We start from the raw sequence: 17,276 nt of genomic DNA on the forward strand, positions 1-17,276 counted from the left end.
ATGATCTCCTTTTACAACGGTGGAGCTGTTAGTTGAATGCGTCGCGCAACTTCTGGAAAGGCGTGCGCGCATCCGCTACGTCTTCACCCATCTCAGCTGCCAGTTGCTCAAGGATCTCGCGCTGACGCTTCGTCAGCTTCTTCGGCACCACTACGTTTACGTGCACATACATGTCGCCGCGTGCGTCGCTGCGGAAGCGCGGCATGCCGTAGTTCCTCACGCGAATGACCTGTTCGTTTTGACATCCTTCGGGGATACGCACGCTAATGCGTTCGTCTTCCATGATGCCGTCGATCTCAATTTCGGCACCCAGTGAAGCTTGTGCGATAGACACGTTTACGCGAGTATGCAGGCTGTCGCCTTCACGCTCGAAGTATTCATGCTGTTGAATACGGCACGTGACAATAAGGTCACCCGATCGAGCCGCATGCATGCCGGCCTCTCCGAATCCGGTAATGCGCAGCTGCTGGCCGTCGCGGATGCCGGCTGGAACTTCCACGGTGACGCGCTGGCGATCGGGTACCCTGCCCTGCCCGTCGCATTCGGGGCACGGGTTTTCGATCGACTTGCCCGTGCCGCCGCATGTCTGGCACGGTGATGCTGTTTGCATGTCGCCCAAGAACGTGTGCTGCACGGTAACTACCCGGCCGCGCCCGTTACAGTCGGGACACACAACCTCGCGGCCGTTCTCACCCAAGCCCGTACCATCACAATCGGCGCACGGTGCCAAGCGGTCGTAAACAATTTCCTTCTTCACGCCTGACGCAACCTCTTCAAGAGTCAGCCGCAAACCGACTCCCATGTCGCGGCCTTCCGTGCGCGTGGTCGTCCGTCCGCCACTACCGCCGAAAAACGAGCTGAAGATATCGCCCATGCCGAAGCCCCCGCCGAACAGGTCCTCGAAATCGACATAGCCGCCGCCGAAGGGTGAACCACCCGACGCCGCACCGGGAATTGTGCCGAAGCGATCGTACTGGGCGCGCTTCGCAGGGTCGGATAGCACATCATAGGCTTCGTTGAGTTCCTTGAAGCGATCTTCGGCATCGGGTGCCTTGTTGATGTCGGGATGGAGCTGGCGCGCCTTGCGACGGAACGCCTTTTTTATCTCGTCGTCAGACGCATCGCGCGCGACGCCTATCACCTCATAAAGATCCTGAGCCATGAAACGTTACCTTTCCTTGCCGTGTGAAGATTCGGCTATCTATCCTGTAAAGCGGCGCTTGCAACCTGCACCGCGTGAATGACCTTCGAATAGTCCATGCGTGTAGGGCCAACAACTGCCACAACGCCGGTTGCCGCGCCTTCGCCGTAACTACTGGCAACCACCGATACGCCCGAGAGACCCGCCGCCACGTTTTCGCTTCCGATATGCACCGTTGGTAACGCACCTCCTGCATGTGCCGCATCATCAAAAATTTGCAGAAGCACAGTGTCATCCTCGAGTACTTCCATCACCGGAATGAGCGATTGCGAGTGGCTGAACTCGGGTTTCGACAAAAGTGAACTTACACCGAGTCTGCGAGCGCGCGAGAGTTCGCCCTCTTGCAGGCATGAGAGCACTTCTTCGAGAACCATGCGCACGAGTGGGTCGGCAACTGCCGTGCTGAAGCCATGTGCCAGGCGCTCTTCCATTTCGTGAAGCGAGCGCTCCGAGAACATTTCGGCGAGCAGGGTTTGTACTCGAGCGAGATCATCAGGGGAAATGTCGGTTGAGAACTCCATCTGGCGGTTAAATACACGCGCGTCTTCAGTGACCACCACTACAAGTGCTTTGCGCGGCGACAGCGAGATCACCGATATCTGCTTGATGCGCATGTCCATAACACTTGGCGCAATAACAATAGAAAGGCAGTCGGTGAAGCGAGAAAGCGCAAGCGAGGTTTGTTCAAGCAGCGAATCGAGCTCGGCGGCGCTGGCGCGCATGCGTTCAACCGCTGCGGCATACGGAGACTCCTGTGGCAGAAGACCCTGCTGAAACAGGCGGTCAACAAAGGCGCGATATCCGTAGTCGGTAGGAATGCGACCCGCCGAGGTGTGCGGCTGCGTGATGTAGCCGTCTTCTTCGAGCACCGATAGCTCGTTTCTCACCGTTGCTGAACTCACACCCAGCTGGTACTGCTCCACGAGTGTGCGCGACCCAACGGGAAGCGCGCGTGCCACATATTCCTCTATAAGCGCTGCTAGAACGCGTTGTCTCCGGTCAGAAAGCATGGCACCTCCCTTTGCGTCGAATCCAAAACATGCCACAACCGCCCGCAGTGTCCCTCCATTAAGACACTGGCGCGATCGACGTTGTATGTGAAACGCTATTTTAGCAGCCGACAAGCGCGAGTGCTAATATGAATGGTCAGCGAGGAAAAATTCAACGCGAGCGCCACATTCGGGCTTGAAACGCGCGAATTCGACATGAATGTGAATGGGGTTTCTAAAGGGTTGCCAGCGGGATTGCCAGAACCCAGCGAGACGAAAGTAGCCCCAGGATGCTTTACGGTGCAAGGTTGAACAAGCGACCGTATAATTCGTTGCCGCAAAGCCACCCTGTTCTGGTCGGCTTCCAACGCCCGTGCTCGTGCACAGCCAAGCCATCGCGAGCAAGCTCTTCAAACGTTGTACGTACGTCGGGCAGAAGTGCGCTTGCCGCAGCAACGCGCTCGTCGCTTACTCCACGTGACATACGCATGCCAAGCATCAGGTCTTCTGCCGCCATCTGCCGCGCGTCAAGATCATCGGTAACCTGCCCGTCCTGCATGCGCATCCGGCGGTTTGAATTCTGCGTCATAGTGGTGGCCGCAAGCCCAAGCCCTAAATACGGCACGCCTGTCCAGTATGCCGTATTGTGTCTGCTCTCGAAACCTGGACGAGCGTAACTGGCAACCTCGTAGCGCGTAAACCCCGCTTGTCCGAGTACCTTTTCTGCTAGCTCCATGTGCTCAGCTTCTATATCATCGTCGGGTTCTTCCAACTGACCACACGCGACCATGCGCGCGAATGGCGTATGTTTTTCAATAGTAAGTGGATACACGCTTATATGTGTAACGCCCAACGAGACGGCTTCCTCCAAGCTTGCGCGAAAGTTATTGGCGCTCTGACCAGGAAGTCCGCACATAAGATCGATACTCACGTTCTCGAAGCGCTCTTGCGCCGCCACAATGGCGCGCCGGGCATCGTCGGCGCTGTGCGCGCGACCAAGCGTTTCCAATAAGCTGTCATTAAAGCTTTGCACGCCGATAGATAAGCGGTTTACGCCCAGCGCCCAGATGTCGCGCACCATACGCTCGGTTAGACTTTCGGGGTTCGCTTCCATAGTGCACTCTACGTCTGGCTCAAGCCGTAGGGAAAGCGACAAGGTGTACAGCAGCATAGACAACCTTGAGGTGCCAACATGGCTCGGTGTGCCACCCCCAATGTATATCGTTTTCACCTCGGTGAGCTCGCCTTCTTTCGCCTTACGGCGGATTTGCAAGCACAAATCCTCCACGTACTCGTCGATCTCGGTCGAACCGGTTGGAACAGCGCGCGTCGTGAAATCACAGTAGCCGCAGCGCTGCACACAAAACGGCAGATGAAGGTAGAGCGCCTTATACGGATCATGCGGCATGTGTGGATCCTTTCTGTTGATACGGTGCTTTTCGGTAAGCTTTGGGCTGGCGAAACCAGCTAGCGTTTCTTACCTGCGCTCCGCGTTGCTTCCCTCAGCGATTTCTAGCAGCTCATCGAACACAGCGTCGAAATCCGAAAGCGTTGAGCAGTGGTTGATGCGCTCGCGTGCGCACGCCGCGCCCGGCAGGCCCGCCACGTACCACATGGCATGCTTGCGCATACGCACGATGTTTCGACCCTCACGTTGTGACAGTAACTGGGCATGGCGACGCGCCATGCGTAAGCGCTGCTCGACGGTTGGTGTACATGGTTCGCTGTTGCCCGCAAGCGCCGCTTTTACCTGGGAGAACAACCAGGGGTTCCCCTCAGCAGCACGCGCAATCATAATGGCGTCGCAGCCGGTCACGTCACGCATGCGCACGGCGTCGGTACCGCTTCGCACGTCTCCGTTGCCAATAACCGGTACGCGAACTGCATCCTTCACACGCGCGATGGTGCCCCAATCGGCACTGCCGCGGTACAGCTGCTCGGCGTAGCGCCCATGCACAGCAAGCGCGTCGGCACCGGCATCTTCCATGCGCTGCGCGAACTGCGGTGCCGTTTCGTCGCCTATCGACCAGCCACGCCGGAACTTCACCGTCACCGGATGGCTGACAGCCTCCTTTACCGCCCGCACGATGCTGGCCGCAAGATCGGGTTCGCGCATGAGGGCACTGCCGTCACCCTTGCTTACGATTTTGCGCGCGGGGCAGCCCATATTGATATCCAAGTACGCAAGCGTCTGACCCATCACGTCTTCAATCCACGCCGCTTGACTTGCCATAGTGTCGGGTTCATGGCCGAATAATTGCACACCAACGCTTTTCTCCCCTGCGGCCAGCGCCAGCAGGTTTCGGGTTTTCTCGTTGGCGTACGACAGTCCCTTCGCTGACACCATTTCGGTAAACGCCAGATCGGCTCCTTGTTCCAGACACAACGTGCGAAACGCGATGTCACTCACGCCCGCCATGGGCGCGAGCAGTACATTGTATTTCCCAAACAACGTCACGCGTCGCGTTCCCTAGAAACTAAGCCCGCTACTCAGCGCGCCAATAACGCCGATACCGAGCGCGACGAGCAGCGCAACCGCCACTACGGCGACAAAGGCAACCAGGCATCCCGTTGCCTTTGATCTACGGGCGCGCTGAAGCTCTTCGGCGCATTTTTTCTCGTCGAAGGGGTCGTTGAGCCAGTCGTATTCTTCGCGTTTTCTTGTCATGGGCTAATCGTCCACCTTTAGAATCGCCATGAACGCCTCTTGGGGCACTTCCACATTGCCGATGGCCTTCATGCGCTTTTTACCGGCTTTCTGCTTTTCTAACAGCTTACGTTTACGACTAATGTCGCCGCCGTAGCATTTCGCAAGCACGTCTTTACGCTTCGCCTTCACCGTTTGGCGCGCCAGCACGCGCCCGCCGATAGCAGCTTGAATGGGTACTTCGAAGAGTTGCCGCGGAATGATCTCCTTCAGCTTCTCGCACAGTACCCGTCCGCGATCGTACGCCTTGTCTTTGTGTACGATAAACGACAGCGCATCGATTGGTTTGCCCGACAATAAAATATCAAGTTTCACCAGCTTGGATGGCTTGTATCCTGCGAAATCGTAGTCGAGGCTGGCGTAGCCTTTCGTACTCGACTTGAGCTTGTCGAAGTAGTCCAAAATAAGCTCGGAGAGCGGAATCTCCCACAGCATCTCCACTGTGGTTTGTGAAAGGTAGTTCATCGTAACGAAGGTGCCGCGGCGCTGTACGGTAAGGTCCATCACCGCGCCCACGTAGTCGGGCGGAATGAGAATCTTCGCCTTCAGATACGGTTCTTCCACCATCACGATCTCGCCAGGATCAGGCATTTCTTGGGGCGAATGAATCGTGATTATTTCGCCTGCCTGCTTGTGTATACGGTATTCAACACTCGGCGCGGTGGCCAGCAAGTCGAGCCCAAACTCGCGTTCGAGGCGCTCCTTGATAACTTCCATGTGCAATAGCCCCAGAAAGCCCACGCGGAAGCCAAAGCCCAGTGCATGTGACTTTTCGGGTTCCCAGACAAGTGCCGGATCGTTCAGCGACAGCTTCTCAAGCGCTTCTTTTAATGGCTCGTACTGGTCGCCATCAATGGGGAACAAACCCGTGTACACCATTGGTTTCGCCTCGCGATAGCCCGGCAGCGGCTCGTCGACGCCACCGTGCAGGGCGGTTACGGTGTCACCCACCTTCACCTGACGGACGTCTTTAAGCCCCGTGACCAGATATCCCACCTCGCCCACAGTTAGCTCGGGTAATGGCGTTTCGGCAGGGCGGCGCGCGCCAACTTCCTCAACGAGCACCTCGGCACCAGTGGCCATCATACGCACGCGATCGCCTTTTGCAATGTGACCGTCAACCACGCGTATAAGTGCTACCACGCCGCGGTAGGCATCGAAGTAGCTGTCGAAGATGAGCGCGCGTAAGGGGGCATGTGCGTCCCCAGTTGGTGCAGGGATGCCGTAGACCACCGCTTCGAGCATGTCGTGTACGCCCTCGCCTGTTTTGCCGCTTGCAAGCACCGCATCGTCGGCGGGAATGGCCAGGCCATCCTCGATTTCTGCCCGTACGCGGTCGGGGTCGGCGGCAGGCAGATCGATCTTGTTGATGAGCGGAATAATCTCCAAGTTCGCGTTCATAGCCATCATGGCGTTAGCCACCGTTTGCGCCTCAACACCCTGCGTCGCATCGACTACAAGGACAGCGCCCTCGCATGCGGCCAAACTTCGGCTCACCTCATAGGTGAAGTCGACATGACCGGGCGTGTCGATAAGGTTGAACTGGTATTTCTCACCATCATCGGCCGTGTATTTCACACGCACAGCCTGGCTTTTGATGGTGATGCCGCGCTCGCGTTCGATGTCCATGGAGTCGAGCAGCTGCGCTTGCATGTCGCGTGCGGCCACGGTGCCTGTAAGTTCCAACACGCGGTCGGACAACGTCGACTTGCCGTGGTCGATGTGCGCAATGATGGAAAAGTTTCTAATATGCGTTGGGTCGTTCGCCATAACCTTATCTTTCGATCAACTCTATTCGTGTCACCAGCCGATGACAAAATCTTCGGCGGCGCAAAGCGTCAATGTTGCGATATTCTACCCTATGGATTGCGTGCAGTTCCGTTTTCAATATGGAAAAACGTTGATTCGGAAGAATAAATGGATTTTTCCCGTTCAATTTGATAATCTATCGCCTTGCGTAAACCAGCGACACCTGCGCGCGATATTCCCTATCCGCGAATCCGCAGACATGGCTGCATGAAGGATGTGCGTTGCTGGAGGGCCGAAGGCCTGCGGTGAGTCGGAAAACCAGTGGCTTGCCAACGAGATCGCGCGCACGTGCATTCGCTGTAGGGCGGCTGTTCACGTTGTGGTTGCGCGTTCTTTGCCTTCCTTCACCTCCACACACTGCATATGCTTTCGCTCTGCCGGTTCTCGGATGGGGAAACGACACGCGTCGCCGGTTCGCACGTATTGTTCCGCATCGTTTCGAAGGAGAACGACATGGCAAATATTAAGAGCCAGAAGAAGCGTATTATCACCAACGAGAAGCGCCGCATGCGCAACCGCGCCGTCAAGTCGCAGCTGAAGACCGCCACCCGTCGCGTGAAGGACGCTGTGGCCGCCAGCAATGGTGCCGAGGCGTATGCTGCCGCACTGGCCGCTTGCCGTTTGATGGATAAGGCCGCTTCCAAGGGTGTTATCCACAAGAACCAGGCCGCCAACCGTAAGTCGGGCATCATGATGCTCGCAAACACCGTGGTTACCGACGCCGATCGTGCCGCGTATGTGAAGCCGGAGCCGAAGCCGCAGAAGACCGGTTCGAAGAAGGCCGCCCGCAAGGCTGCTAAGCATGCTGCCGTAGTCGCTGCTGCCGAGGAAAAGGCTGTTCGTCGTGAGAAGCAGCTGAAGATGGAGGCTGAGGCTGCTGCCCGCAAGGCGAAGGAAGCCGCTGAGGCCGAAGCTGCCGAAGGCGAAGAGGCTGCCGAATAGCGTTTATAGGTGAGACGAGGGTTGAGTAACGTCGTTTACGGTAGTTACGAGAGGCTCGAAAGACCACGCATACATTCAAAGCGTTACAGAGAAATACTCTGAGCTGAATTGGCGTCGACACAAGTCGGCGCCAATTACTTTCGGACAATTACCGAAAGCACCCAATCAAGAAACGCCGTGCGCGCGTCGGCTCCGCTTTTCATGGCGCGCTCTGCATCGCATGCCGATATGAGCGCACACCTCAGCTCGCGCTCTGTGAAGCCCCGCGCCCACGCGGCATGATGTTTCACTTTCCAGTCAGGCATACCAAGAGCATCGGCAACGCTTATGCCCTGCCCGCGCTTAGTGAGCGATTGGACGCAGATTAGCTCGCGTACCCGTGCCGTGCACGCTGCCATGAGCGCATAGGGCGACGCAGAACTCATCCGTCCGAACAAATCCATACAAGCACGAATGTCGCGCGAAGTGAAGGCGTCAACAAACTCCCAGGGTTTCGCTTCCGCAGTACGCTGCACAACTGCCGTTACGTCGCGCTCGTCAACCGTTCGTTTGCCAAAATGTGCGAGCGCGATCTTGCGAACCTCGGCATCGAGATGAACCGTGTCCTCACCAACAAGATCAACGAGCAGCCTTGCCGCGCGATCGGTCATAGTAAAACCATGCGACACCGCCATGGAGCGCACGGTTTTGGGCAGCTCGTAGCGCTTCAATGGCGTACATTCGATGACTGAGCTCTTCCCTACGGCAGCAACCGCCTTGCGCAACCGCCTGTTCTTGGCCATCTTGTCGGCAACAAGGGCGAGCACCGTGGTGGCACACGGATTCTTCACGTAAGATACCAGCGCGTCGATATCTGCCTCTTTAAGGTGATCTGCGGCTTTCACCTCTACCAAGCGAACGTCGCTGGCAAATGGAACTGTGTTGCAGGCAGAAACGATGTCGGTGCCCACCGCCGTGGAACCGTCAAATGTATCGGAGTTGAACGCCAAGTCACCCTTCGACTCAAGTCGCGTGCGTAACCGTTTCAGTACCGCATCGCGCTTCAAAGCGTCCTCACCAACAATGAGGTACACAGGAAGCAGCGGAGTGTCTTTGGAAGCATTGGCCATGGCAGCGATTCTATCCCACCTGAACCCGCACTGTGCCATCGTTTTCGAACGTGCACGAAACATCTTCCTGTTCGTCGGTGCGAAACACCTGTGCACCAACACCGTCAAGTATGGCAAGACACTCGTCGGCCGGATGCCCGTAGCGGTTACTCTCGCCTACGCTTATGAGTGCGATGTTCGGCGAAAGCTCACGTGCTACCTCGTCGGTCAGCGACGCACGCGAACCGTGATGGCCAACCTTGAGCACATCAACGTTTCCTATGCGCTCTTCATCGATCATGTATTCGAGCTGCTCAGCTTCGGCATCTCCTGTGAATAGCATTGTTGCTGAGCGCGTGGTGTCGGTGGAGCTTACGTTATGCGTCATTAACAAGCACAGACTGTCAGCATTGCCCCCTTCATCGGAAAATGAGTCAGGCCATATTACCGACAAGGAAAAATTGCCCACCTCAATCTCATCTCCTGGCGAAAGTCCTAAAACCGAGCCATCACGTGCCGCCAAGCTCGCTGCATGAAGCAGACGCTCGCAAGAATCGCAAGCACAGGAAAAGGCGTCGTTTGCCACCAGTATGTTGTCGATTTCTACCACGTTCGCTACATCCTCGAGTGATCCCATGTGATCGTCGTCCCCGTGCGAGATAATAACCGCATCAAGCGAGAGTACCCGATGTCGGGCAAGTGCCTCGCGCAACATTGCGTCGTTGGTTCCCGTGTCGATGAGTACCGCGCTTCCTTCACTTCTCACCAGAAATGCATCGCCCTGCCCCACATCTAGCATGACAACTTCGTCAGAGCATCGCGCAGACACCGCCCACGGCACCACGCAGAGCACAACTGCGCCGGCAAGAAGCGCTGATGCCGTGCGCACCGAAACCCTCGTTGGCCAGGCCATCCATAGTGCCGCAGCAAAAGCGCCCGATACCGCCAAACACACCGCCGGATTCGCGTATATCGGAATGGCTGCATGAGGTATGGCGGCACATGCTTGAACCAAATTGTTGAACCACGTTGCCGCAACACACGCTGCTCCCACACAGGCATGTGCTGTGAAAGGAAACGTGAGTCCGGCCGCACAGCTTACGTACCCACCAACGCACAACACCGGGAAAAACGGCGCAGTAAGCACGTTGGCAAGTGGGCCGACAAGCGACGTCTGCGAGAAGAGTGCCGCCGAATACGCACCGGTGAGTACCGACGATGCAAGCGTTATAACAACCGGGCCACAAGCGACACGAATCGGTGCGAATTGCACGCGGTCAACCCACCCTGAAAACAGCGGCGCGAACATGACAATGCCAGCAGTACTCAACGCTGACAACGTGAACGACACCGACACCGCATTCTTCGCATCCAGTAGAATGAACGCCACTACTGCCAAGCCCACTGCCGCAAGCGATGCATGCCGTTTGCCCGCAAAAAACGACAGAAGCGACACACCTGCCATAATGGCAGCTCGCACTGACGAAGGAGAACAGCCGGTCAGAACAAGAAACGACGCCAGAAACAGCACCTGCGCTCCGATAAGCACACCTCGTCCTGTGCGAAGCTTCCGTAACACGATGCCGAACGCCATCGAAGCAATACTGAGGTGGGCACCGGAAACAGCCACCAGGTGCGCAAGGCCGGTTGTCTTGAACGCATCGTACAGAGCACTGTCGGATAAGTTACCCCGATACCCACACAAGAGCGCTTGAAGCAGCGCAGAACCCGATTCCGTGCCAGGTTCTGCTTGTACGTTGAGCATCGAAATCGCACGGGTGCGAACCGTTGATATGGCTGAGAAAACCCCTTGCTCTTGTTTGATTTCACATGAGCTCAGTTTTATGTCGTGCGACAGACCAGCCGACCATGCGCGATCTTTCCCCGACTCTCCAACATTGCTCCATGAAGCGTCGCCCACCACCCGATTACCATACAACGGCGTTTGCGCGCCTTCGGGCAGGCACGCTCGCACATGTAAACCGGCTCCGTCCCCAGTGAGCACCTCGGCTGCGAACACAGGACCAAAGCCAAAGTCGCGTGCGTCTTCTATCGCGCGCAGCTCGATTGTGCCACCAGTGGGCGTGCGAGCTTCGTCTCCATGCAGTAAACCACCGCACGAGAGAGCCCACCCCGCACCGCCGAGCAAGCCCGCAACAAGCAACATTGGTAACGCCCGCACCGCCTTCCAATGTATAAGCAGCGCCACCAGGCAAAGTACCGCGCTTACTATGGCTACAACAAAGCAGCTTCGCGCGGTCGCGGCTTGAGCGCCGTTGTAGGCAAGCGCAGCACCGAGCCAGAGGGCAAGCGAGAACGACAGCAATGGCGGCACGTCGGGCCGCGGAGCGGATACAGTGGGCAGCTGAGATGTGCCGCTCACACGCATACAAATTCCCGAATGGCCTCGAGCTTCTTTTCACCGATACCCGACACACGCGTCAGGTCGTCAACCGAAGCAAAGGGGCCATTCGCTTCGCGATCATCGACGATGCGCTGCGCTGTTTTTTCGCCGATACCTGGAAGTGATTCTAATTCGGTTACATCAGCTGAATTCAGGTTCACCAGTGTCCCCTGCGCTGCCGATGCAGAAGGATTTGATCTCTTTGCCGCCCCGCCACCCGATGTGCTCGGGGCACCGCCTGGTGCCCCCTGTACCGCTTCCTCAAGGCTTGCGACGTACAACTGCTCCCCATCTTGCAGCACACGCGCAAGGTTCACCGAGGACGTGGCTGCGTTTTCGGTGAAACCGCCTGCCGCCTCCACCGCGTCAAACACGCGCGCGCCTTCTACGAGTTCTATCACACCTGGTTGAGTAACTTCACCACTTACGTGGACATAAATGAAGGCTGGTTGAGTGTCATCGGCGGAATAACCGGCTGAAGAAGCGTCTTGGGCGTTTTCTGTGCCGTTTTTGTCGTTGGTGTTCTGTTCGGGTGCTTGCGCTTCTGGGGCGGTCGCTCCTTCTGCAACGTTGATGGAAAACGCATCGTTCGTGCATGCGCGCAACAGCCCAAACGATACGAGTGTTACCACACACAGCGCGATCGCCGTGATACCCACGAGCACTGGCAGCTTTGTTCCCGTTAGATGGGCTTTTGCCCGAATGCTTTCCGCTTGCTCTTGAAACGACATGTGCGCAGCTCCTTTCCGTACTGTCAGGAGCTTATCTGTCAAGTACTCGCGATGCGTAGCAGATTTCTACACTACGAAGAACGTTATTCTGCCGCGAATTTGTACAAACGCATGAAAAAGCCTGCCAAAAACAGCAGGCTTCCAACGGTTTTCTTGCAGAAATCTTGCAGGAATCTAATATCCCAGATCACACAAGCAATCGACAAAGTTCATTGCTTCACGAACGAGCGTTTCAGGTCGTACAGATGATGTACGGAGAATAAGAACTCATATAATGTGCTAACGCGCAGCGCTCTTCGGTGAGCAGGCGGGACAGTGATATTCCCGGCATTCTACCTTCTCTAAGATTTCCTCTATCCACTCATCAATTGGAAGCGCCGCCTCAGCGAGACGTACCGCATCAAGCTTCGCGTGAGTTTCGGGGTTTCGCGGCATAAACAACGTGCAGCAGTCAGGGGCATCCTGCGACGAAATATCGAAGGTACCCAAGCGTTTTGCCTCTGCGATGATTTCCAGCTTATCGGTGCCAATCAGCGGGCGAAACACCGGCATATCAACGGCATCGTCGGTTGCGCGGATGTTGTCGAGTGTCTGCGACGCCACCTGACCGAGACTTTCTCCCGTAACCAGTGCTCCTGCACGCTGGCGTTTTGCCACGCGTTCGGCAATTATAAACATGAGCCGTCGGTACAAAATAATGCGCAGCTCAGGCGGTGCTGAAAGTGCGATTTTGCGCTGGTAGTCGCCAAATGGCACCACAAACACGCGCGCTATACACCCCGTGTGTTCGAGCACCTGTGCGATGTCGTCAACCAAATACTCGCTTGCGTCGGAGGTTTGAGGACGCCCTGAAAAGTGGATACCCATACACAGCGCACCGCGTCGAGCAAGCTTCCACAGGGCCACCGGCGAATCGATGCCCGACGAAAGCAGGCACATCACACGCCCCGAGCTGCCAACTGGCAGACCACCAATGCCCGGCACGCTTTTCGCATACACGTATGAAGCGTTTTGCACCACTTCCACGCCTACGGTTACGTCGGGGTCTTTCATCTGCACGCGCTTTTCGGGGAACGCATCGCACAGTGCGGCCCCAATCAGGCGATTCATTTCCATGGAGCACGTAGGGAAATCAGTGTGGTTACGTCGGGCAGCCACCTTAAACGAGCAGAAGCTTTTCACCTCGCCAAGTGCCGTGCACGCCGCCTCGGACATAAGAGCCATATCTCGCTCGCACTTGTACCCGCATGATACACGCGCAACACCTGGTACCGCCGTTATCAAATCCGTTGCCGCAAGTGCGGTTTCACGATCGGTGCCTTCGCGTAGAAATACCAATAGCCGACCAGAAATGCGGTGAATGGTCACCACAGGATAGTCGGCGAGTAATGCTTCAAGGTTTTTCAACAGGCGCATTTCAAACGACGCGCGGTTGTGGCCTTTGAGCCCGATCTCGTGGTAATGCACGAGAATAATGCGTTGGAATTCAGTCATGACGGTTCAAGCGACAGCGTGTGCACGAACACTCATCCGCGCACACTGTCGTTATCCTAGTGATAGGTGACGTCGATCGAAGCGGAGTCGTAGGAAACGTCACCACGAGCGATTTCGCCGAACGCGATAGCCAGCGGCTTCTTGTCGGCGGCGCGCGCGATCTCCACCGCGGTCTGCAGCTTGATGGCTCGATCGCGCTGACCGCGCATCATGTCATTGATGTCGTGTGCGCGCTTCGATGCGAGCGTGCACAGCAGGAAGCGGTCATTGTCTGTCTGGTCGAGAAGAATGTCAATCTTCGGATCGATAATACTCATTTATGCATCAACCTCTGTCAGTCTCAGCTTGCTGATTGACGAAAGCAACCAAATAGTCAGCTGCTACGTCCAGCTTGTCATTCACAAGCTGTATATCATACTCCATTTTGCGCGAAAGTTCCAGTTCGGCTGCACGAAGACGCTTTTGAATGCTCTCTTCCGATTCGGTCCCCCTACCGCGAAGGCGCCGCTCGAGCTCTTCCATTGATGGGGGTTCGATGAACACCAGATGAGCTTCGGGCAGCTTTTCACGCACTTGGAAGGCACCCTGCACGTCAATTTCGAGAATAACCTGCACGCCTTGTTCCATATGGCGTACGGCTGGCTCACGTGGTGTTCCGTAGTAGCTGCCGCTGTAGCACGCCCATTCAAGAAAACCATCCTGCGCGATGAGTTCTTCAAAGCGCTCGTTCGTCAGAAAATGATAGTGCACGCCGTCCACTTCACCATCGCGCGGATCGCGCGTGGTAGCGGAAACGGAAAGCCAAGCGTCAGGAACGCGTTGCATAAGTTGGGCCACCAAGGTGCCCTTGCCGGCACCTGATGGCCCTGAAATAACGAACAGGTTGCCGTTACGCATGGAACCTAGCCCAAACGCTCCAGCAAAGCAGCTTGCTGACGCTCACCCAAGCCGCGAAGGCGACGGCTTTCTGCAATCTGCAACTCCTTCATAACCTTCTCAGCCTTTGCCTTGCCATAACCAGGCAACGTTTCAATAAGCGTGGAAACCTTCATACGGCCAACCACAGCGTCTTCCTTCATGTCAAGCACCTGAGCAAGGCTGAGCTTGCCAGTCTTCAGTTCCTCGCGAACCTCGGCACGCTTGATGCGGGCAGCCTTCGCCTTCTCGAGCGCGGCCTGACGCTCTTCAGGACTGAGTTGGGGAATAGCCATTGTGTATCTCTCCTTCTATTGCAAACGATTGCCAGATAATAGCATTTCAACCTGCAATTTCTTGAAAAGTTTAAGCAATTTCAGAAAATCTCGCCGCTCATCACAATTACTCAGAGAAAACAACGCCGGAAAGTCCCGCGCATGCGGCTTTCCGGCGAGAAAACGCAGATCAGTTATGCAAGTTCAGCGGCAATTGCTTCGAATGCTGCAGCGGGATCGGCGGCCTGTGTGATAGGACGGCCCACCACAATGTGCGATGCGCCGGCAGCAAAGGCATCGGCAGGCGTTGCAACACGGCTTTGATCGCCCTTGTCGGCACCCGCAGGACGCACACCCGGTGTGACGATGTAGGCTTCAGGACCCAAGATCTCACGCAAGCGAGCTGCTTCTTTCGGGGAAGCGACCACACCGGATATACCCGATCGCTTCGCTTGCTCAGCAAGAACTACCACCTGGTCGGCCATGCTGCGGCTCACACCGGTTTCAGCGAGTGCGGCATCGTTCATGCTGGTGAGCACGGTGATACCCAACGTTGCTGGCACTTCATGCCCGTATTCGGCTGCTGATTGCTCAGCACCGCGCTGCGCCGCCATCATCATATCGACGCCGCCAACAGTGTGCATGGTCAGCATGTCTGCGCCGCTCGCCGCCGCTGAATACGCAGCGCCTTCCACCTGATGTGGGATATCGTGGAACTTCAGGTCGAGGAACACCTTAAACCCGCGCTCCTTCAGCGCATACACAATAGCGGGGCCATTCGCGTAGAACAGCGTCATGCCCACCTTCATCCACACTGCCTTGCCCTGAAGCTTGTCGGCGAGGTCGAATGCTTCTTCGATGCCGCAGTCAAGCGCAACAATAATGCGCTCGCGTGCCGGGATGTTGTCGAAAACCGTTAGCATTCCAGTGCTCCAATCAGTTCCGTGACGTCTTTGACGCCGTTGTCTTCACAGTATGTTGCGATGCCGTCGATAACGTCTATTGTCGCAGCGGGGTTGACGAAGTTCGCCGTTCCCACCGACACCGCCGTTGCGCCTGCCAGCATGAACTCAACCGCATCGGTTCCGGTGCTGATGCCGCCCATGCCAATGAGTGGCACACGCACGGCCTTCGAGCATTCCCACACCAAGCGCAACGCGACCGGCTTCACGCACGGACCAGACAAGCCGCCCACCACGCGAGCGAGCAAGGGCTTGCGCGTGTGTGCGTCGATAGCCATGCCCAGAAGCGTGTTAATGAGCGAGATGGCATCGGCTCCGCTCGCTTCGGCAGCAACCGCAATCTCGGCGATGTTGGTCACGTTCGGGGTGAGCTTGACAATCAGTGGGCGCTTCGTGGCCGCACGACAACGCGATACCACCGCTTCAACGCTTTTCGGGTCGGTGCCGATAGTCATGCCACCTGCATCAACGTTCGGACACGATATGTTTACCTCATAGGCGTCAACAGGAGCTTCTTCAAGCGCTTCGATGACTGCCACGTATTCGTCGAAACTGTGCCCCGACACGTTGGCGATAACTGTTGCCCCTACCTGAGAAAGCCATGGCAGATCGTGTTCTTTCAGGTGTGCAACGCCAGGGTTTTGTAGACCAATGGAATTCAGCATGCCCGATGGTGTTTCAGCAATGCGAGGGCTCGCGTTACCTTCCCAGCCGTGAAGCGACACACCCTTCGTGGTTACTGCACCGAGTGTGCTTACGTCAACGAAGTCGTGGTACTCGCGCCCTGCGGCGAAGGTGCCCGATGCTACCGTTACGGGGTTTTTCATTTCCAAGCCGCCCACGTTGACCGACATGCGTACACTCGTTGCGCACGGCTTGCGCTGAAAATTGCAAGTCATTTAAGCCCACACCACCTTTCTCGCATCGAATACCGGACCGTCGACACATGAGCGACGCCTGCCATCGACCGTCTCGACCACGCACGACAAGCACGCACCCACGCCGCATGCCATTCGGCGCTCCATGGAAACCTGGCAGTGCACGTTCGCATCGGCCGCCATGCGTGCGACAATGCGCATGAGCGGCTCAGGACCACACACGGCGACATAGTCGTACGGCTGACCTGCGGCGTTCGCTTCTTCGAGTGCCTCTTCCACAAGCGAGGTGCAGAAACCCGCACGTCCGTAGGTTCCGTCGTCGGTAGCGCAGCGCGGTTCATGCCCTAGCAGCGCCTCGTAGCGGTCCTTGCACACAAGGGCGTCGCGCGTAGCGGCACCAAGCACAACAGTAAGGTCAACATCGGAAGCAAGCAGGTGCTCACACAGCATGAACACCGGCGCAGCCCCCACGCCACCGCCAACAACGAGCGCGCGATGCGTACCTGTAGGCGGCTGCCATGGCGTTCCAATTGGGCCGATGAACTCGCAGTTTGCACCGGTAGCCATGTCGGTCATGCGGGCTGATCCCGTGCCCACAACCTGATAAAGCACATCGAAGGTTCCCTCTTCAGCATTGCGTGCGTATACCGAAAACGGACGGCGCAGAATATGGTCATCCATGCCCGCTATCTTCATGTGGACGAACTGCCCTGGCAAGATCGACCGCGCGATTTCGGACGATTCGACCCGCATAAGGTAGAGCTTTGCCGCAAGCTGCTCATTTGAGACAACCCGGGCGCATTCGTTGACAAGCGCCACGTTCTTCCTTTCCCTTTGGGTGCCGCCTTACTGACGGCACCCTGCGTTTGTGCTTATGCGTA

Annotated in this window: 17 protein-coding genes; 1 reads left to right on the forward strand and 16 read right to left on the reverse strand. The window is 56.8% G+C overall.

The genetic code is table 11. From position 1 onward, the window contains the following. Positions 1-28: 28 nt before the first annotated feature. From dnaJ to lepA, 6 genes are all read right to left on the reverse strand, one after another. On the reverse strand, positions 29-1,162 hold the full coding sequence (gene dnaJ / locus G7Y43_RS03660) for a molecular chaperone DnaJ (protein WP_165044194.1): 1,134 nt from the start codon (positions 1,160-1,162) through the stop codon (positions 29-31). A 35-nt stretch (positions 1,163-1,197) separates the two neighbouring features. Then, positions 1,198-2,211, reverse strand: coding sequence for a heat-inducible transcriptional repressor HrcA (hrcA, locus tag G7Y43_RS03665; protein ID WP_165044196.1), 1,014 nt, complete (start codon positions 2,209-2,211; stop codon positions 1,198-1,200). A 274-nt stretch (positions 2,212-2,485) separates the two neighbouring features. Continuing rightward, entirely contained in the window at positions 2,486-3,598 is a 1,113-nt protein-coding gene (gene hemW / locus G7Y43_RS03670; RefSeq protein WP_165044198.1) for a radical SAM family heme chaperone HemW, read from the reverse strand. Positions 3,599-3,667: 69 nt separating this feature from the next. After that, positions 3,668-4,648, reverse strand: a complete 981-nt coding sequence (gene dusB, locus G7Y43_RS03675) for a tRNA dihydrouridine synthase DusB (RefSeq protein WP_255464301.1) — start codon at positions 4,646-4,648, stop codon at positions 3,668-3,670. A 12-nt stretch (positions 4,649-4,660) separates the two neighbouring features. Further along, the gene (locus G7Y43_RS03680; protein WP_165044199.1) at positions 4,661-4,858 is read right to left on the reverse strand and encodes a hypothetical protein; all 198 of its coding nucleotides are present in this window, start codon (positions 4,856-4,858) and stop codon (positions 4,661-4,663) included. Between the two features lie 3 nt (positions 4,859-4,861). Beyond that, positions 4,862-6,667: a translation elongation factor 4 gene (gene lepA, locus G7Y43_RS03685; protein ID WP_165044201.1), complete on the reverse strand. Its 1,806-nt coding sequence runs from the start codon at positions 6,665-6,667 to the stop codon at positions 4,862-4,864. Positions 6,668-7,159: 492 nt separating this feature from the next. On the opposite strand from lepA, the gene rpsT reads away from it, so the two are divergent. After that, complete coding sequence (gene rpsT, locus G7Y43_RS03690; protein WP_165044203.1) at positions 7,160-7,648, forward strand: 30S ribosomal protein S20; 489 nt, start codon at positions 7,160-7,162, stop codon at positions 7,646-7,648. Positions 7,649-7,782: 134 nt separating this feature from the next. On the opposite strand, the gene holA is transcribed toward rpsT, so the two are convergent. From holA to G7Y43_RS03740, 10 genes are all read right to left on the reverse strand, one after another. Further along, positions 7,783-8,757: a DNA polymerase III subunit delta gene (holA, locus tag G7Y43_RS03695; RefSeq protein ID WP_165044205.1), complete on the reverse strand. Its 975-nt coding sequence runs from the start codon at positions 8,755-8,757 to the stop codon at positions 7,783-7,785. Positions 8,758-8,767: 10 nt separating this feature from the next. Then, the gene (locus tag G7Y43_RS03700; protein WP_165044207.1) at positions 8,768-11,119 is read right to left on the reverse strand and encodes a DNA internalization-related competence protein ComEC/Rec2; all 2,352 of its coding nucleotides are present in this window, start codon (positions 11,117-11,119) and stop codon (positions 8,768-8,770) included. After that, positions 11,116-11,871: a ComEA family DNA-binding protein gene (locus G7Y43_RS03705; RefSeq protein WP_165044209.1), complete on the reverse strand. Its 756-nt coding sequence runs from the start codon at positions 11,869-11,871 to the stop codon at positions 11,116-11,118. Before G7Y43_RS03705 ends, G7Y43_RS03700 begins: the two co-directional genes overlap by 4 nt. A gap of 279 nt (positions 11,872-12,150) precedes the next feature. Next, entirely contained in the window at positions 12,151-13,365 is a 1,215-nt protein-coding gene (thiI, locus tag G7Y43_RS03710) for a tRNA uracil 4-sulfurtransferase ThiI (protein WP_165044211.1), read from the reverse strand. A 56-nt stretch (positions 13,366-13,421) separates the two neighbouring features. Then, entirely contained in the window at positions 13,422-13,682 is a 261-nt protein-coding gene (locus G7Y43_RS03715; RefSeq protein ID WP_165044213.1) for a DNA-directed RNA polymerase subunit omega, read from the reverse strand. Between the two features lie 7 nt (positions 13,683-13,689). Continuing rightward, on the reverse strand, positions 13,690-14,262 hold the full coding sequence (gmk, locus tag G7Y43_RS03720; protein ID WP_165044215.1) for a guanylate kinase: 573 nt from the start codon (positions 14,260-14,262) through the stop codon (positions 13,690-13,692). A gap of 5 nt (positions 14,263-14,267) precedes the next feature. Further along, entirely contained in the window at positions 14,268-14,576 is a 309-nt protein-coding gene (gene mihF / locus G7Y43_RS03725) for an integration host factor, actinobacterial type (RefSeq protein ID WP_165044217.1), read from the reverse strand. Positions 14,577-14,749: 173 nt separating this feature from the next. Then, on the reverse strand, positions 14,750-15,478 hold the full coding sequence (gene pyrF / locus G7Y43_RS03730; protein WP_165044219.1) for an orotidine-5'-phosphate decarboxylase: 729 nt from the start codon (positions 15,476-15,478) through the stop codon (positions 14,750-14,752). Continuing rightward, positions 15,472-16,416, reverse strand: coding sequence for a dihydroorotate dehydrogenase (locus G7Y43_RS03735; protein WP_206215084.1), 945 nt, complete (start codon positions 16,414-16,416; stop codon positions 15,472-15,474). The genes pyrF and G7Y43_RS03735 overlap by 7 nt, the downstream gene beginning before the upstream one ends. Next, entirely contained in the window at positions 16,417-17,214 is a 798-nt protein-coding gene (locus tag G7Y43_RS03740) for a dihydroorotate dehydrogenase electron transfer subunit (protein ID WP_165044221.1), read from the reverse strand. Positions 17,215-17,276: the final 62 nt, after the last annotated feature.

The organism is Adlercreutzia sp. ZJ138 (assembly GCF_011038935.1).
Taxonomy (GTDB): domain Bacteria; phylum Actinomycetota; class Coriobacteriia; order Coriobacteriales; family Eggerthellaceae; genus ZJ141.

What these genes read in the sequence shown, in the direction of transcription:
- gmk (WP_165044215.1), bottom strand. Translation starts at nt 14,262, where the DNA reads ATGCGTAACGGCAACCTGTTCGTTATTTCAGGGCCATCAGGTGCCGGC.
- G7Y43_RS03735 (WP_206215084.1), bottom strand. Translation starts at nt 16,416, where the DNA reads ATGACTTGCAATTTTCAGCGCAAGCCGTGCGCAACGAGTGTACGCATG.
- G7Y43_RS03680 (WP_165044199.1), bottom strand. Translation starts at nt 4,858, where the DNA reads ATGACAAGAAAACGCGAAGAATACGACTGGCTCAACGACCCCTTCGAC.
- G7Y43_RS03705 (WP_165044209.1), bottom strand. Translation starts at nt 11,871, where the DNA reads ATGTCGTTTCAAGAGCAAGCGGAAAGCATTCGGGCAAAAGCCCATCTA.
- lepA (WP_165044201.1), bottom strand. Translation starts at nt 6,667, where the DNA reads ATGGCGAACGACCCAACGCATATTAGAAACTTTTCCATCATTGCGCAC.
- hemW (WP_165044198.1), bottom strand. Translation starts at nt 3,598, where the DNA reads ATGCCGCATGATCCGTATAAGGCGCTCTACCTTCATCTGCCGTTTTGT.
- mihF (WP_165044217.1), bottom strand. Translation starts at nt 14,576, where the DNA reads ATGGCTATTCCCCAACTCAGTCCTGAAGAGCGTCAGGCCGCGCTCGAG.
- rpsT (WP_165044203.1), top strand. Translation starts at nt 7,160, where the DNA reads ATGGCAAATATTAAGAGCCAGAAGAAGCGTATTATCACCAACGAGAAG.
- hrcA (WP_165044196.1), bottom strand. Translation starts at nt 2,211, where the DNA reads ATGCTTTCTGACCGGAGACAACGCGTTCTAGCAGCGCTTATAGAGGAA.
- thiI (WP_165044211.1), bottom strand. Translation starts at nt 13,365, where the DNA reads ATGACTGAATTCCAACGCATTATTCTCGTGCATTACCACGAGATCGGG.
- holA (WP_165044205.1), bottom strand. Translation starts at nt 8,757, where the DNA reads ATGGCCAATGCTTCCAAAGACACTCCGCTGCTTCCTGTGTACCTCATT.
- G7Y43_RS03715 (WP_165044213.1), bottom strand. Translation starts at nt 13,682, where the DNA reads ATGAGTATTATCGATCCGAAGATTGACATTCTTCTCGACCAGACAGAC.
- pyrF (WP_165044219.1), bottom strand. Translation starts at nt 15,478, where the DNA reads ATGCTAACGGTTTTCGACAACATCCCGGCACGCGAGCGCATTATTGTT.
- dnaJ (WP_165044194.1), bottom strand. Translation starts at nt 1,162, where the DNA reads ATGGCTCAGGATCTTTATGAGGTGATAGGCGTCGCGCGCGATGCGTCT.